16 protein-coding genes are annotated in these 14,360 nt (G+C 68.3%); 8 read left to right on the top strand and 8 right to left on the bottom strand.

Translation table 11 applies throughout. The annotated features are described in order from the left end of the window. Window positions 1–35 precede the first annotated feature (35 nt). A complete protein-coding gene (locus GB880_RS05915; RefSeq protein ID WP_154494194.1) occupies window positions 36–1,412 on the bottom strand; it encodes a cytochrome P450 in 1,377 nt (458 codons plus the stop codon). A 115-nt stretch (window positions 1,413–1,527) separates the two neighbouring features. Between GB880_RS05915 and GB880_RS05910 the strand changes: the two genes are divergently transcribed. Next, entirely contained in the window at window positions 1,528–2,223 is a 696-nt protein-coding gene (locus GB880_RS05910; protein ID WP_154494192.1) for a YoaK family protein, read from the top strand. Between the two features lie 83 nt (window positions 2,224–2,306). Here the strand turns inward: GB880_RS05910 and rplT are convergent, their stop codons facing one another. The 4 genes from rplT to pyk all read right to left on the bottom strand — a co-directional run bounded on the left by rplT (window position 2,307) and on the right by pyk (window position 4,830). Beyond that, window positions 2,307–2,666 carry a 50S ribosomal protein L20 gene (gene rplT / locus GB880_RS05905; protein WP_028721130.1) on the bottom strand — a complete coding sequence of 120 codons (360 nt, stop codon included), beginning with the start codon at window positions 2,664–2,666 and terminating at the stop codon, window positions 2,307–2,309. A gap of 12 nt (window positions 2,667–2,678) precedes the next feature. Beyond that, on the bottom strand, window positions 2,679–2,879 hold the full coding sequence (gene rpmI, locus GB880_RS05900; protein ID WP_154494193.1) for a 50S ribosomal protein L35: 201 nt from the start codon (window positions 2,877–2,879) through the stop codon (window positions 2,679–2,681). A gap of 106 nt (window positions 2,880–2,985) precedes the next feature. After that, window positions 2,986–3,348: a hypothetical protein gene (locus GB880_RS05895; RefSeq protein WP_154550663.1), complete on the bottom strand. Its 363-nt coding sequence runs from the start codon at window positions 3,346–3,348 to the stop codon at window positions 2,986–2,988. 36 nt (window positions 3,349–3,384) lie between these two features. Then, window positions 3,385–4,830 (bottom strand): pyruvate kinase, encoded by a 1,446-nt coding sequence (gene pyk, locus GB880_RS05890; protein WP_154494584.1) that lies wholly within the window; start codon window positions 4,828–4,830, stop codon window positions 3,385–3,387. A gap of 122 nt (window positions 4,831–4,952) precedes the next feature. Between pyk and GB880_RS05885 the strand changes: the two genes are divergently transcribed. Further along, complete coding sequence (locus tag GB880_RS05885) at window positions 4,953–5,693, top strand: N-formylglutamate amidohydrolase (RefSeq protein WP_154494585.1); 741 nt, start codon at window positions 4,953–4,955, stop codon at window positions 5,691–5,693. 99 nt (window positions 5,694–5,792) lie between these two features. On the opposite strand, the gene GB880_RS05880 is transcribed toward GB880_RS05885, so the two are convergent. Next, the gene (locus GB880_RS05880) at window positions 5,793–7,988 is read right to left on the bottom strand and encodes a primosomal protein N' (RefSeq protein ID WP_263467355.1); all 2,196 of its coding nucleotides are present in this window, start codon (window positions 7,986–7,988) and stop codon (window positions 5,793–5,795) included. Then, window positions 7,988–8,110 carry a hypothetical protein gene (locus GB880_RS05875; RefSeq protein WP_256376887.1) on the bottom strand — a complete coding sequence of 41 codons (123 nt, stop codon included), beginning with the start codon at window positions 8,108–8,110 and terminating at the stop codon, window positions 7,988–7,990. The genes GB880_RS05880 and GB880_RS05875 overlap by 1 nt, the downstream gene beginning before the upstream one ends. A gap of 124 nt (window positions 8,111–8,234) precedes the next feature. Here GB880_RS05875 and fsa point away from each other — a divergent pair, with 124 nt between their 5' ends. Genes fsa through GB880_RS05855 form a run of 4 tightly spaced genes read left to right on the top strand, consistent with a single transcriptional unit; the run spans window position 8,235 to window position 11,349 of the window. Then, window positions 8,235–8,888, top strand: a complete 654-nt coding sequence (gene fsa, locus GB880_RS05870) for a fructose-6-phosphate aldolase (RefSeq protein WP_154494613.1) — start codon at window positions 8,235–8,237, stop codon at window positions 8,886–8,888. Beyond that, a complete protein-coding gene (locus tag GB880_RS05865; RefSeq protein ID WP_154550779.1) occupies window positions 8,888–9,604 on the top strand; it encodes a DUF484 family protein in 717 nt (238 codons plus the stop codon). The genes fsa and GB880_RS05865 overlap by 1 nt, the downstream gene beginning before the upstream one ends. Then, window positions 9,601–10,539, top strand: coding sequence for a tyrosine recombinase XerC (locus GB880_RS05860; RefSeq protein WP_263467353.1), 939 nt, complete (start codon window positions 9,601–9,603; stop codon window positions 10,537–10,539). The genes GB880_RS05865 and GB880_RS05860 overlap by 4 nt, the downstream gene beginning before the upstream one ends. A 51-nt stretch (window positions 10,540–10,590) precedes the next feature. Then, the gene (locus GB880_RS05855; RefSeq protein WP_154493746.1) at window positions 10,591–11,349 is read left to right on the top strand and encodes a TSUP family transporter; all 759 of its coding nucleotides are present in this window, start codon (window positions 10,591–10,593) and stop codon (window positions 11,347–11,349) included. Here the strand turns inward: GB880_RS05855 and GB880_RS05850 are convergent. Beyond that, on the bottom strand, window positions 11,346–12,332 hold the full coding sequence (locus GB880_RS05850; RefSeq protein ID WP_263467352.1) for an asparaginase: 987 nt from the start codon (window positions 12,330–12,332) through the stop codon (window positions 11,346–11,348). The two genes, GB880_RS05855 and GB880_RS05850, sit on opposite strands and share 4 nt — an antisense overlap. A 152-nt stretch (window positions 12,333–12,484) precedes the next feature. Here GB880_RS05850 and GB880_RS05845 point away from each other — a divergent pair, with 152 nt between their 5' ends. After that, window positions 12,485–13,012 carry an invasion associated locus B family protein gene (locus GB880_RS05845; RefSeq protein WP_154493748.1) on the top strand — a complete coding sequence of 176 codons (528 nt, stop codon included), beginning with the start codon at window positions 12,485–12,487 and terminating at the stop codon, window positions 13,010–13,012. A 105-nt stretch (window positions 13,013–13,117) separates the two neighbouring features. Then, window positions 13,118–14,344: a 23S rRNA (adenine(2503)-C(2))-methyltransferase RlmN gene (gene rlmN / locus GB880_RS05840; RefSeq protein WP_154493749.1), complete on the top strand. Its 1,227-nt coding sequence runs from the start codon at window positions 13,118–13,120 to the stop codon at window positions 14,342–14,344. Window positions 14,345–14,360: the final 16 nt, after the last annotated feature.

Here is a 14,360-nt window from a genome sequence, read left to right as displayed (position 1 = left end):
TCTGTCGGCGATTTTGTAACGCCAGCGTGAGCGGATCAACCCATGCCCTGATTTCCCCGGCGGGCGGTGACTCGCAGCCACACCCCGCCATGCGGTCGCAGCGTCAGGATCATGCGGGGCTGCGGCACAGGCCCGGCCAGATCGAAGCGCAGCCGCGTCAGCAACGTGGCCAGGATGATCACCGCCTCTTGCAGGGCAAAGCTGGCGCCGATGCAGATGCGTGGCCCGGCACCAAAGGGCAGGAATGCGAAACGATCCCGCTCTTGCCCGGGGCCGAAACGGTCGGGATCGAAGCGGTCGGGATCGTCCCACAGCAGATGGTGGCGATGCAAGGCATAGATAGGCAGCATCACGGTGTCGCCTGGCAGGATCTGGCGGCCACCCAGCTCGTCCTGGCGCAGCGCAGTCCGCGACAGCAGGGCCGCCGGCGGATAAAGGCGCAGCGCCTCCTCGACGATCTGACGGATATAGGGCAGGCGGTGCAGGTCGGCGGCGGTCGCGGCGCGACCGCCCAGCACCGCGTCCGCCTCGATGGCGGCGCGGTGCTGGACCCCCGGATCGAAGGCCAGCAGGTAAAGCGCCCAGGCCAGGGTCAGGGCCGTGGTCTCATGTCCGGCGACGATGAAGGTCAGCAGGTTGTCGCGCAGCTCGGCCGCGCTCATCCGACGCCCGGTTTCGGGATCGACACCGGCGCGCAGCAGATCCAGCAGGTCCGGCACCGGGCGTGGGCCAGAGCGGGCGCGGGCATGGATCGCCTGATCGGCGACACGTTTCATCCGCCGCAGGTCAGCGCCGGTGCGCAGCCGACCGGGCCGAGGCACCCAGCCCGGCAGGCCCAGGATATCCATGACCGAAATCCGCGCGGTGCCGGCAATATAGGCATCGATGGCGTGATGGACCGCGTCGCGATCGAAGCCTTCGTCGCCGGAAAATGTCACCTCGGAAATCACCTCGAAGGTGGCGGCGACGGTTTCGGCAAAGACATCGACCGGACCCTGAGCCGCGGCCAGCCGCCGGGCGCTGGCCTCGGCCGCAGCCGTCATCACCGGGCCCAGCGCCTCGACATGACGCTGGGCAAAGGCCGGCGCTGCGGCCCGCCGCTGCCAGCGCCAATGCGCAGCTTCGGCCACGAACAGCGATTGCCCGACCGCAGGCCCGAGGATCAGCTTGGTGACAAGGGACTTGGGATAATCCTCGACCCGATCCTTCAGCACCACGCGCAGCGCCTGGGGGTCCATGACCATGTGCCAGCGCTTGCCGGTCTTGCCCGACACCATCGGCTGACGGGTCGCGATTTCGGGGATCAGTTCGAGCACGTTGCGCCGAGCGGTCAGGGCGCTGGCAATCACCCCCAGGGGGCGCCTTCCCAGCGCGACCCGGGCCGGATATTGCCTGAAACCATCGCCGCTCATGCCGAAGCAACCCGTCAGCAGCCCCATGGTTCCGCGATCGGGCGGCACCGCTTTACCCATGTTTCCCTGCGGCCTAACATCCGCGCGGCAAGCTGAAACAGGGGGGGGGGACGGAATGCTGATCCGGGTCGGCGACGATCGCACCGAGGGTATCGATCAGGCGCTGGCCGGGCTGCTGTCGCTGGTCGCGGGCGGCCTGAATGCGGTCGGATTTCTGATCGCCGGTTCCTTCACGGCTAACATGACCGGGAACATTTCGGCCTTTGCCGATCACCTGGCCCATGGCGATCTTGTCCTGGCCCTGTCTTTCGGCGGGCTGGTCGTGGCCTTCGTGGCAGGGGCGGGAGGTGCCGCCTTGCTGATCCATGCCGGGGAACGCCGCGCTATCCGCTGCATCTATGCGCTTGCGATAATGCTTCAGGCGCTGATCCTGCTGGCCATGGGGGCCGGTTTTGCGCTGTGGCCCGAGACCGCGTCGCAAGCGCTTCTGGTCGTGGTGCTGAGCTTTGTGATGGGGTTGCAGAATGCCGTCACCACGCTGATTTCTCATGCGCGGGTGCGCACCACCCATGTGTCGGGCATGGCCACCGACATCGGCATCGAACTGGCAACGCTGCTCAATGACCCCGGCCTGCGAAGGATGACGTTGTCAAAGCTGCGGCTGCACAGCCTGACATTGGGATGCTTTGCCCTTGGCGGCGTCATCGGGGCGCTGCTCTTTACTATCGCGGGGCATTGGCTTTTCGTGATGGCCGCCGCGTTGCTGCTGATGATCGCCCTGCCCGAAGCCATCCGCGCGCATTTCCGCTGAGCGCGCGGACAGCCGGGGGGCATAACTGAAAAAGCCCGCGTCCTGCGACGCGGGCCTTGTAGTGTCCGGCTATAGCCAGTGGTTCAGGCAGCGGCCTTGGCTTGCGCAACCACGGCGGCAAACGCCTCGGGCTCATGCACGGCCAGGTCGGCCAGAACCTTGCGGTCAACCTCGATCCCCGCCTTCGCCAGCGCGGCGATGAAGCGCGAATAGGTCATTTCGGCATCGACGGCGCGCACGGCGGCGTTGATGCGCTGGATCCACAGAGCGCGGAAATTGCGCTTGCGCGTCTTGCGGTCGCGGGTCGCATACTGGTTCGCCTTGTCGACCGCCTGGGTGGCGGTGCGGAAGTTGCGCGACCGGTTGCCGTAATAACCTTTTGCCGCGTCAAGAACCTTCTTGTGGCGGGCGTGGGTGACTTTCCCCGATTTGACTCGTGCCATCTGCGATTCTCCTTAGCGGTCGTAGGGCATGTATTTCTTGACGATCTTCGCGTCCGCGTCGGACAGGATCATGGTCCCGGTCACATCGCGGATGAATTTCGTCGAGCGCTTGATCATGCCGTGGCGCTTGCCGGCCGGGCCAGCCTTGACCTTGCCCGAGGCCGTCATCGAGAACCGCTTCTTCGCGGCCGACTTGGTCTTCATCTTCGGCATTTTACTCTCCTTGCGGTCAGAGTGAACGCGCGACTCGGCAATGCCATATCGGCCGGCCGCGCGGGTGGAAGCGTGCCCTATAGACGGGCGCGCCGGTTTTGGCAAGTCACTGCTGCACGGGCGTCGCGGCAGGCGCGTCAGCAGAGGGTTCGGCGGCAGCGGGCTCGGCGGGCGTCTCTGCCGGCGCTTCCGCGGCCGCTTGCGGCGCGGACGCGGGCACTGGCGCGACCGGGGTCGCGTCCTGATCCAGCGATATCTGGCCGCTCAGCAAACGCTGCCAGCTGTCGCCCAGCGTCTGCAGGCTGAAGGGTCGCTGGCCCAGCCAGCTGCCCGCGAACATCAGCGCGATGCCCAGCACCAGCGCAAGGGCGGCGCCGCGCGGCGGCTGCGTGCGCGCCAGCGACACCACGGCCATCACCACCGAAAGCACAGCCAGCGCGACGCCGGCAAGCAGCAGGATGTCGATCATCGGAATACCTTTCCGTAACAGCGTTCCGGGCGGGGCTTATTCCGGATCGGTGCGATAGATCAAGCGCTCGTCGCAGGGGGCGATACGCAAGATGTTGGTAGTGCCGGGCACATTGAAGGGCACACCGGCCATGACGACGATTTGGTTGGTTTCGTCGGCAAAACCGAAATCGCGCGCCGCCTTGGCCGCGTTCACCACCGCCTGCTTGAAGCGTTCCAGTTCGGGCGTCTTGACGCAATGCGCCCCCCAGGTCAGGCACAGCCGGCGCAGTGTTGCCTGTTCGGCAGACATGGCGATGATCGGCACGCGCGGACGTTCGCGCGCCACCAGGCTGACGGTCGTTCCCGAAGAGGTAAAGGCGCAGATCGCGGCGATATCGGTTGTTTCGGCGATCTCGCGGGCGGCGGCCACGATGCCGTCGGCGACGGTCTGACGCTTGGCGCTGCGCGAACTTTCGATGATGTCGCGATAGGTCGGATCGCTTTCCACCGACCGCGCCACATTGTCCATCGTCGAGACGGCCTCGACCGGATAGGCGCCGGCGGCGCTTTCGGCCGACAGCATGATCGCATCGGTGCCTTCGTAGATGGCCGTGGCCACGTCGCTGACCTCGGCGCGGGTGGGCATCGGGCTTTCGATCATCGATTCCAGCATCTGGGTGGCGACGATCACCGGCTTGGCGGCGGCGCGGCAGGCGCGCACCAGCCGCTTCTGGATCGGCGGCACGGAATGCACCGGCAGTTCCACCCCCAGATCGCCGCGCGCCACCATGATGCCGTCCGACACCTTGAGGATTTCGGCGAACGCCCGCACCGCGGCCGGCTTTTCGATCTTGGACAGGATGGCGGCACGGCCCCGGGCCAGTTCGCGCGCCTCAAGCACATCCTCGGGACGCTGGACAAAGGACAGCGCCAGCCAGTCCACCCCGAGCTCGCAGGCGAACTCCAGATCCTCGCGGTCCTTGTCGGACAGCGCGGCCAGCGGCAGCACCACATCGGGGACATTGACCCCCTTGCGGTTGGAGATCGGCCCGCCGGCGGTGACCACGCAATCGGCGAAATCGGGGCCGCAGCTTTCGACCCGCAGGCGGATCTTGCCGTCGTTGACCAAAAGCTCGGCCTGCGGCCGCAGCGCGGCAAAGATCTCGGGATGCGGCAGTTGCACGCGATCGGCACTGCCCGGCGCGGGATCGAGGTCAAAGCGGAAGGCCTGGCCCTCGGCCAGGTCATGCGGCCCCTGGGCAAAGGTTCCCACGCGCAGCTTCGGCCCCTGCAGATCGGCCAGAACCGCGATCGGGCGACCTGATTCGGCCTCGACCCGGCGGATGATGTCATAGCGGGCGCGCTGTTCGTCATGGGTGCCATGGCTCATGTTCAGCCGGAACACGTCGGCCCCGGCCTCGAACAGGGCGCGGATGGTGGCAAAATCGCTGGAGGATGGCCCAAGTGTCGCCACGATCTTGACCTTGCGATGCCGTCTCATCCGTCTTTCCCCCATCATGTTTGCGCTATCGGCGGTGTTATAGCGCAGAAAGCGCCGCTGCGGCAACTGGTGCCCGGGCAAGCGTTTGCACTAAACACAGGCCCATGCAAGGCGAAGCACGAATGACCCCCGACCCGTTTCAGATCCTGGGCGCGCGGCGCCCGTCGCGCTGGCTGGTGACCTGCGACCATGCCAGCAACCACGTTCCCGACTGGATCGGTGGCGGCGATCTCGGCATTGCCGCCGAGGACATGGCCCGCCACATCGCCTATGACGTGGGCGCGGCCGGGCTTGCGCGCGAATTGGCGGCGCGGCTGGACGCGCCGGCGATCCTGTCGGATTTCTCGCGCCTGGTGATCGATCCCAACCGGGGCGAGGACGATCCGACCCTGATCATGCGCATCTATGACGGCACGGTGATCCCGGCAAACCGCCATGTCGGCCCGGCGCAGCGCGAAGAGCGGCTGGCGCGGCTTTATCGCCCCTATCATGACGCTTATGCCCGGCTGGCGGCGGCGCATCCGCAACGGGCCATCTGCGCCATCCACAGCTTTACCCCGCAGCTGCGGGGCCGCCCGCGCCGGCCCTGGGCGGTGGGGGTGCTGTATTCGCACCGAGACGAGCGGCTGGGCCCGGCGCTGATCCGCGAATGTCGCGACCAGGGCTGGATCACCGGCGACAACGAACCCTATTCCGGTCATCTCGAGGGCGATTCGATCGACCGCCATGCCCTGGCGCATGGCCGGCCGAACGTGCTGATCGAACTGCGCAACGACCTGATCGCCGATGCCGGGGGCCAGCGGCTGTGGGCCGAACGCCTGGCGGGGCTGCTGGCGGGGTTTCTGGACCGCCACGCCGTCTGAAAAGGGTGCCTGGCCCGGCCGCAAACCGACGGGCCGGGCAATATGGCAGAACAGAGCCGCGGGCCGCACCTGCCAGCCGCGCCGCGCCCGGCCGTGCGATCACAGGAAGCTTTGCGGGTCGATGTCCACCGCCAGCCGCAGGTTCGCCGGCGGCCGTGGCGCCTGCGCGAGCCAGTCGGCTATCGCCCCCTGCAGCGGCGCCTGCCGGGGGGCGCGGATCAGCATGCGCACCCGGCAGCGGCCGCGGATGCGGGCGATGGGCGCCGGGGCCGGACCGAACAGTTCGGCCCCCACCGCCTGCAGCGGCGAGGCGCGGCGCGCCATTTCGCGGGCGTGATCCTCGACCACGGACTGATCGGGATGGGACAGGATGATCCCCGCCAGCCGGCCAAAGGGCGGCATCCCCGCCGCCTGGCGCTGCGCCGCCTCGGCATCCCAGAAGTCCTCGTCCCGGCCCGACAGGATGGCGCGGATCACCGGATGATCGGGCTGATAGGTTTGCAGCAAGGCCAACCCCTGCGGCCCGCCGCCCTCGCGCCCGGCGCGCCCGGCAACCTGGCGCATCAGCTGAAAGCTGCGTTCGGCGGCGCGCAGGTCGGCCCCCTGCAGGCCCAGGTCGGCGTCGATCACCCCGACCAGGGTCAGGCGCGGGAAATTGTGCCCCTTGGCCACGATCTGGGTGCCGATGATGATGTCGGTCTGGCCCTCGGCAATCTCGGCGATTGCCTGTTTCAGCGCCCGCGCCGACTGGAACAGGTCCGATGACAGCACCGTGCTGCGCGCGTCGGGAAACCGCGCCGCCACCTCTTCGGCCAGCCGCTCGACCCCCGGGCCGATGGCGGTCATGCGGCCTTCGGTGCCGCAGGCCGGGCAGGCGGTGGGCACCGGCCGGGTGGCGCCGCATTGATGGCAGACCAGCCGGTTCTGGAACCGGTGCTCGACCATGCGGGCGTCGCAATGGTCGCAACCCACCTGCTGGCCGCAGGCGCGGCAGGCGGTGATGGGGGCATAACCGCGGCGGTTCAGAAACAGCAGCGCCTGTTCGCCGCGCCCGATGCGTTGCGTCAGTTCGGCCGCCAGCCGCGGGCTGATCCAGCGCCCCTTTTCCATGTCCTGCGCGCGCAGGTCGATGCTGGCCAGTTCGGGCAGTTCGGCACTGCCGTAACGCGAAGGCAGGTCCAGCCGGCGATATTTCCCCTGCCCCGCATTCACCCAGCTTTCCAGCGAGGGCGTGGCCGAGGCCAGCACCACCTGCGCGTTTTCGATGCTGGCGCGCAGCACCGCCATGTCGCGGGCGCTGTAATAGACCCCGTCCTCTTGCTTGTAGCTGGAATCGTGCTCCTCATCGACAACGATCAACCCCAGGTCGGCAAAGGGCAGGAACAGGGCCGAGCGCGCGCCCACCACCATGCCGACCTGATGTTGTGCCGCCATCATCCACAGCCGGCGGCGTTCGCTGCGGGTGATGCCGCTGTGCCATTCGCCGGGCCGGGCGCCGAAACGCGCCTCGACCCGGTTCAGGAACTCGGCCGACAGCGCGATTTCGGGCAGCAGCACCAGCGCCTGCCGGCCCTGGCGCAGACATTCCGCCACCGCCTCGAGATAGACCTCGGTCTTGCCCGAGCCGGTGACGCCGCGGAGCAGCGTGGTGCCATAGCCGCCCGCCCGCAGGTCGGCGCACAGGCTGGCCGCCGCCGCCGCCTGATCGGGCGCCAGCGGCTTGCCGGGCAGATCGGGGTCCAGCCGCGGATAGGGCGTGTCGCGCGGCGCCAGCCGCTCGGCCAGGGTGCCGGCGCGGACCAGTCCCTGCACGACCCCGGCGCCCACCCCGGCCAACTGCGCCAGCTCGGACGGGGCAAAGCCTGCGCCGCCGTGTTCGGCGATGACCCGCAGCACGGCGGCGCGGGCATCGGTCATGCGCTCGGGGGGCGGTCCGGCCAGTTCCACGATCCGCCGCGCCGACGGCGGCTGGTCCAGGTCCGGCGCCCGGGTCGCCATCCGCAGCATCAAGGGCATGGGCGTCAGCGTGTAGTCGCCCATACGGGCCAGGAATTCCATCATCGCCGGGGTCAGCGGCGGCGCATCGACCAGCCGCTGGACGCCGCGCAGCCGCGCGGCGTCGAAATCGCACTGCCCCGGCCCCCAGACCGCGCCCATCACCCGCCGCGGCCCCAGAGGCACCACCACCAGCTGGCCCAGCCGCACCCCGCCCGGCGGCGCCAGGTAATCCAGTATCCCCACCACCTCTTGCGTCAGCACGGCGATGCGGGCGCCTTCGGGATAGAATGGCGGCATCACCCAGGGCCCGGCCAGCCGATCACGCCCGCCAGCAGCCACAGCGGCCAGTCTGCGACCAGCAGAGGCCCCGCCGCCAGCAGCGGCAGGATGTCGGACAGATGCGGGCTGAGGCTTTCCAAGGGCAGGCTCCGGCAAGGCGTCGCGATCTTGCACCGGCGGCGCGACCACCGCAAGCAGGGCACCCTTTCCGCGCGGACTGTTATGCGCTAAACCCGCAGCCAAACCGCAAGAAGGGTTCCGCGCATGAAATTCTTTGTCGATACCGCCGATGTTGCCGCCATCCGGGAACTGAACGACCTGGGCATGGTGGACGGCGTCACCACCAACCCCTCGCTGATCCTGAAATCGGGGCGCGACATCCTGGAAGTGACCAAGGAAATCTGCGACCTGGTCGAGGGCCCGGTCAGCGCCGAAGTCGTCGCCAGCGAGGCCGCCGACATGATCCGCGAGGGTCAGCGCCTGGTCAAGATCGCCCCCAACATCACCGTCAAGGTGCCGCTGACCTGGGACGGGCTCAAGGCCTGCAAGGCGCTGTCCTCGGACGGGCACAAGGTCAACGTGACCCTGTGCTTCAGCCCTGCCCAGGCGATCCTGGCGGCCAAGGCGGGCGCCACATTCATCAGCCCCTTCATCGGGCGTCTGGACGACATCAACCTGGACGGGGTCGAGCTGATCGCCCAGATCCGCGAGATTTACGACAATTACGATTTCGATACCGAAATCCTGGCCGCCTCGATCCGGTCGGTCAACCACATCACCGATGTCGCGCGCATCGGCGCCGATGTCATCACCGCCCCGCCCGCGGTCATCAAGGCGATGGCGAATCATGTGCTGACCGACAAGGGCCTGGAACAGTTCAACGCCGACTGGGCCAAGACCGGCCAGAAGATCGTCTGATGTCGGCCGAATCGCAGCCGCTGTCGGCCGAGACGCGGGCACGGCTGCTGGCGCAGCCCGAACTGATACTGGCCGACCGTGACCTGATGCGCGCGCTGATCGGCGCGCGCGAGGCGGAAATCGGCAGCAATGTCATCGATATTCGCGGTCGTGCCATGCAGGCGCTCGAGGCGCGGCTGGACCGGCTGGAAGCCGCGCATGAATCGGTGATCTCGGCCGCCTATGACAACCAGTCGGGGATGCACACCATCCACCGCGCCGTGCTGGCCCTGCTTGAACCGATCGATTTCGCCGGATTCCTGGACAATCTGGGTAGCGCCGTGGCGCCGATCCTGCGGGTCGAGACCCTGCGGCTGGTGATGGAAAGCCCCGATGGCCAGGCAATGGCCGAGGCCTCTGCCGCGGGCAGCCCGCTGGTCCTGCGCCCCGAAGGAACTGTCGGGCGGCTGCTCGCGGCTGGTCGACGCATGCCGCGCGGCGATGACATCGTGCTGCGGCCGCTGGCCGAGGCGACGCGCGACCTGCACGGGCCGGCGCGCGCGCCCCTGCGCTCCGAGGCGCTGCTGCCCATTGATCTGGGCCCCGGACAGTTGTCGGCGCTGTTGCTGCTGGGATCGACCGAACAGGGCCGCTTCACACCGGCGCAGGGCACCGACCTGCTGCGCTTCTTTTCCCAGGTGTTCCGGCTGGTGCTGCTGTCCTGGCTGCGGAAATGAGCGACAGGCCAGCGCCCCTGGCCCTGGCCCCGATGATGGCCGATGCCATGGCGCGCTGGCTGGACAGCGAACGCGCCACCCGGGACCGATCCGACCACACCATCCGTGCCTATCAGGCCGATCTGCTGGCCTTTCTGGCCTTTCTGGGCGGCTATCGCGGCGCCCCGGCCCTGCCTGCCGACCTGGCCGACCTGACCCAGACCGACATGCGCGCCTTTGCCGCCGCCGAACGGGCGCGCGGGCTGTCGGCGCGGTCCCTGGCGCGGCGGCTGTCGGCGACGCGCAGCTTTCTGCGCTGGATGTCGGATCGGCACGGGTTCGATGCGTCGCGGGCGCTGGCCTCGCGCGGGCCGAAATACGCCCGCTCCCTGCCGCGACCGCTGGCCCCCGACCAGGCCCGCGACCTGCTGGACCTGGCGGCCGAGGGCCATGCCGAGCCCTGGATCGCCGCCCGCGACGTGGCGGTGCTGACGTTGCTATATGGCTGCGGCCTGCGCATTTCCGAGGCCCTGGGCCTGACCGGCAGCCAATGGCCCCTGCCCGAGGCGCTGACCATACGCGGCAAGGGCGGGCGCGAGCGTCAGGTGCCGGTGCTGCCGGTGGCGCGGGCGGCGCTGGCGCGCTATCTGGAGCTGTGCCCCTACCGGCCGGCGCCGCAGCAGCCGCTGTTTCGCGGCGCGCGCGGCGGGGCGCTGAACCCCGCCATCGTCGCGGCAGTGGTGCGCAAGGCGCGGCAGGCGCTGGGGCTGCCGCCCACCGCGACGCCCCATGCGCTGCGCCATTCCTTTGCCACGCATCTGCTGGCCGCGGGCGGCGACCTGCGCACGATCCAGGAATTGCTGGGCCATGCCAGCCTGTCCACCACCCAGGTCTATACCGGGGTCGATGACGCGCATCTGCTGGCGGCCTATCGCGCCGCCCATCCCCGCGGCTGAGCCTGCCGGACCGGGCTTTACAATTCCGTCGCCGCGCCGCAATGGGGGCGGATGCTGGAAATCTCGATCGAGCTTGTGCTGATGCTGGTGGCGGCGGCCTTTGCCGCCGGCTTTGTCGATGCGATTGCCGGTGGCGGTGGGCTGATCACCGTGCCGGCGCTGATGCTGGCGGGGCTGCCGCCGGCGCAGGCGCTGGCCACCAACAAGGTGCAGGGCGTCTTTGGCGCCGGCGCCGCCGCGCTGTCCTATGCCCGCAGCGGGCTGGTCGATCTGCGCGCCCAGGGCGGAACCGCGCTGATCGCCTTTGGCGCCGGGCTGGCCGGGGCGCTGCTGGTCAGCCGCATTCCGACCGAGGCGCTGCGCTATGGCCTGCCGGTGCTGCTGGTCGCCATCGCGCTGTTCTTTGCGCTGAAACCGGGGCTTGACGACCAGGATCGCAGCCGGCGCCTGTCCCCCTTGCTGGTCAGCGCCACGGTGGTGCCGGTGATCGCATTCTATGACGGGCTGATGGGGCCCGGCACCGGCGCCTTCCTGATGCTTGCCTTCGTGCTGCTGGCAGGTTTCGGCATCCTGAAGGCCACCGCGCATACCAAGCTGCTGAACTTTGCCTCGAACCTGGGCAGCCTGCTGGCCTTTGCACTGGTGGGCAAGCCGCTGTGGCTGCTGGGTGCGGCCATGGCGGCGGCGCAGGTGGCCGGCGCCCTGCTGGGGTCGCGGCTGGCCATCCACATCGGCGCGCGCATCATCAAGCCGCTGCTGGTGGCGGCCTCGACCCTGCTGGCGCTGCGGCTGATCTGGCAGCTCGTCTAGGCGGGAAAGCCCCGGGCGCGGCGCAATTCGCCGGTTGCCAGCCCGCGCCAGTTCAGGATCGGCCCGGTCAGGTATTTGGCAACCACGGGATCTGCCGCGTCCAGCACGCCCAGATGCAGCAGCAGCGCGGTGATCGCGGCTTCGGCGGCGCGGGTGCCGCCGTCGACGATCTTCAGCGCGATGCCCAGCCCGCGATCGGGCAGGATGGCGACAAACACCGCCTCGGCCCCGGTCTTGAGCGCGGCCCGGCCACCGGCGGCGCGCATCAGTTCGGTGCAGGCGCGCCCCTCGCCCGCGACCAGATCGGGATGGGCCATCATGGCCTGAACAAGACGCCGTTGCGCCTGCCCCCGCGCATCCCCGCGCGCATTGGCAAAGCCGGCCATGGCATGGGCCAGCCCGTGCACCGTGCAGGCAAAATTCGGCGCCGAACAGCCGTCGATCCCCCAACCCGCCGCGGTCTCGCCCGTGACCTCCTCGAAGGCGCGGCGCACGGCGCGCTGGACGGGGTGATCGATCTCGACATATTCGGGGCCGGCCCGCAGATGCCGCACCAGCGTCAGAAAACCGGCATGCTTGCCCGAACAGTTGTTATGGACCTGACAGGGCGCATGGTCGGAACAGATCAGCGCGCGCCGCGCCAGGGGATCGTTGGGCAGATGCGCCCCGCAACGCAGGTCTGCGTCCTCATAGCCCAGTCCGGCCAGCCAGTCGCCGACGGTGCGGGTATGGACCTCGGCCCCGTTGTGGCTGGCACAGGCCAGCGCCAGATGCCGCGGCCCCAGCCCCGCCGCATCCGCAGCCCCGCTTTCGACCAGGGGCAGCGCCTGGATCATCTTGCACGAACTGCGCGGATAGATCACCGTGCCGGGATCGCCCCAGGCCTCGACCACGCCTCCGGCGTCACAGATCACCACATGTCCGTAGTGGGCGCTTTCGCACAGCCCTCCACGCCACAATTCGACAAGTCTGGCTGCGGTCACGGCCCTGTTTCCTCTGACAATTGCGCGATTTTCTGCAAACGGGGCTTTTTTGCCACCCTTTTTTCGCATTATCTTGCCCGCAGACGGTTGAAAACACCACTTCCATCGGCAACAAGCCCGGACAAAACCGGACATTGGCAGGAGGCCAGAGCATGTTCACATCCGCGCCGCGTGTGGCGGCTGCAGCCACCGCATTCGCGATCTTCCTTTCCACCCCGGTCTTGGCCCAGGGATCGTCCAATGTGATCGGCACCGAAGGCGACTGGACCGTGTTTTCCGCATCCAATCCCAAGGAGTGCTGGGCGGTATCGGCGCCGAAATCGACCCAGAACCTGGACAGCAGCGGCAAGCCCAAGGAAGTGACCCGCGGCGACATCCGCCTTTATGTCGCCTATCGCCCCGGTCAGGCGGGCGAGGTTTCCTTCTCGGGCGGTTATCCCTTCGCGCCGGATTCTGCCGTCGAGGTCAATATCGGCGGCCAGGTGTTCAAGCTGTTCACCGAAGGCGAAAGCGCCTGGACCGGATCGCCCGCCGAGGACAGCAAGCTGGTCTCGGCCCTGCGGGCGGGCTCCTCGGCGGTGGTGACCGGGCGTTCGGCGCGCGGCACCGTGACCAAGGACACCTTCAGCCTGTCGGGCATCACCGCCGCCACCAACAAGGCCCAAGCCGCCTGCAAATAACCGTCAGGCACGGCCAGCACAGGGCGACAGGGGCTGCGGCCCCTGTTTTCTTTTGCGCCGCCTTGCCCTATATAGGGGCCTTGCCCTGAAGCCCGGACCCCCGTCATGACCGCCCCCTTGCCCGCTGCCCCGATCACGCAGGATCTGCTGACCCTTCCGCGCAAGCTGCCGCAAGGCGCGCGCATGAATATCGTCGGCCTGACCCGCGATCAGCTGCATCAGGCCCTGATCGACGCCGGCACGCCCGAACGCCAGGCGCGGATGCGCGTGGGCCAGATCTGGCAATGGGTCTATCATTGGGGGGTGCGCGATTTCGCGCTGATGACCAACCTGGCCAAGGATTACCGCGCCAGGCTGGCACAGCATTTCGAGATTGCCGTGCCGGAAATCGTCACCCGCCAGATCAGCGCCGACGGCACGCGCAAGTATCTGCTGCGTATCGCCGGCGGCCACGAGGTCGAAACCGTCTACATCCCGGAAGAAAACCGCGGCACACTGTGCATCTCGTCCCAGGTGGGCTGCACGCTGACCTGTTCCTTTTGCCACACGGGCACGCAGAAACTGGTGCGCAATCTGACCGCGGGCGAGATCGTCGGTCAGGTGATGGTGGCGCGCGACGATCTGGGCGAATGGCCACAGCCCGGTGCCCCCAAGGACGAAACCCGGCTGGTCAGCAACATCGTGCTGATGGGCATGGGCGAGCCGCTTTACAATTTCGACAATGTGCGCGACGCGATGAAGGTGGTGATGGATGGCGAAGGCATCAGCCTGTCGCGCCGGCGCATCACCCTGTCGACCAGCGGCATCGTGCCCGAAATCGCCAAGACGGCCGAGGAAATCGGCTGCCTGCTGGCGGTCAGTTTTCATGCCACCACCGACGAGGTCCGCGACCGCCTGGTGCCGGTGAACCGCAAATGGAACATCCAGACGCTGCTGGCGGCGCTGCGCGAATATCCGCGGCTGTCCAATTCGGAACGCATCACCTTTGAATACGTGATGCTGGACGGGGTGAACGACAGCGACGAGGACGCCCATCGCCTGGTGCGGCTGATCCGCGGCATCCCGGCCAAGATCAACCTGATCCCGTTCAACGAATGGCCCGGCGCACCCTACCGCCGCTCGGGCTGGGACCGGATCGAGGCTTTCGCTGACATCATCCACAAGGCCGGCTATGCCAGCCCGATCCGCACCCCGCGGGGCGAGGATATCATGGCGGCCTGTGGCCAGCTGAAATCCGCCACCGAACGCGGGCGCAAATCGGCCGCACAGATCGCGGCCGAGGCCCAGGGCGCGGCCAGTGTTGCCGGGGCAGCAGGCGCAACCGCTGGCTGATACCGGCGGCCATTCG

The organism is Paracoccus sp. SMMA_5_TC (assembly GCF_009696685.2).
GTDB lineage: Bacteria > Pseudomonadota > Alphaproteobacteria > Rhodobacterales > Rhodobacteraceae > Paracoccus.
The sequence above is the reverse complement of the archived record's forward strand: the minus strand, read 5'-3'. Positions and strand labels throughout refer to the sequence as shown.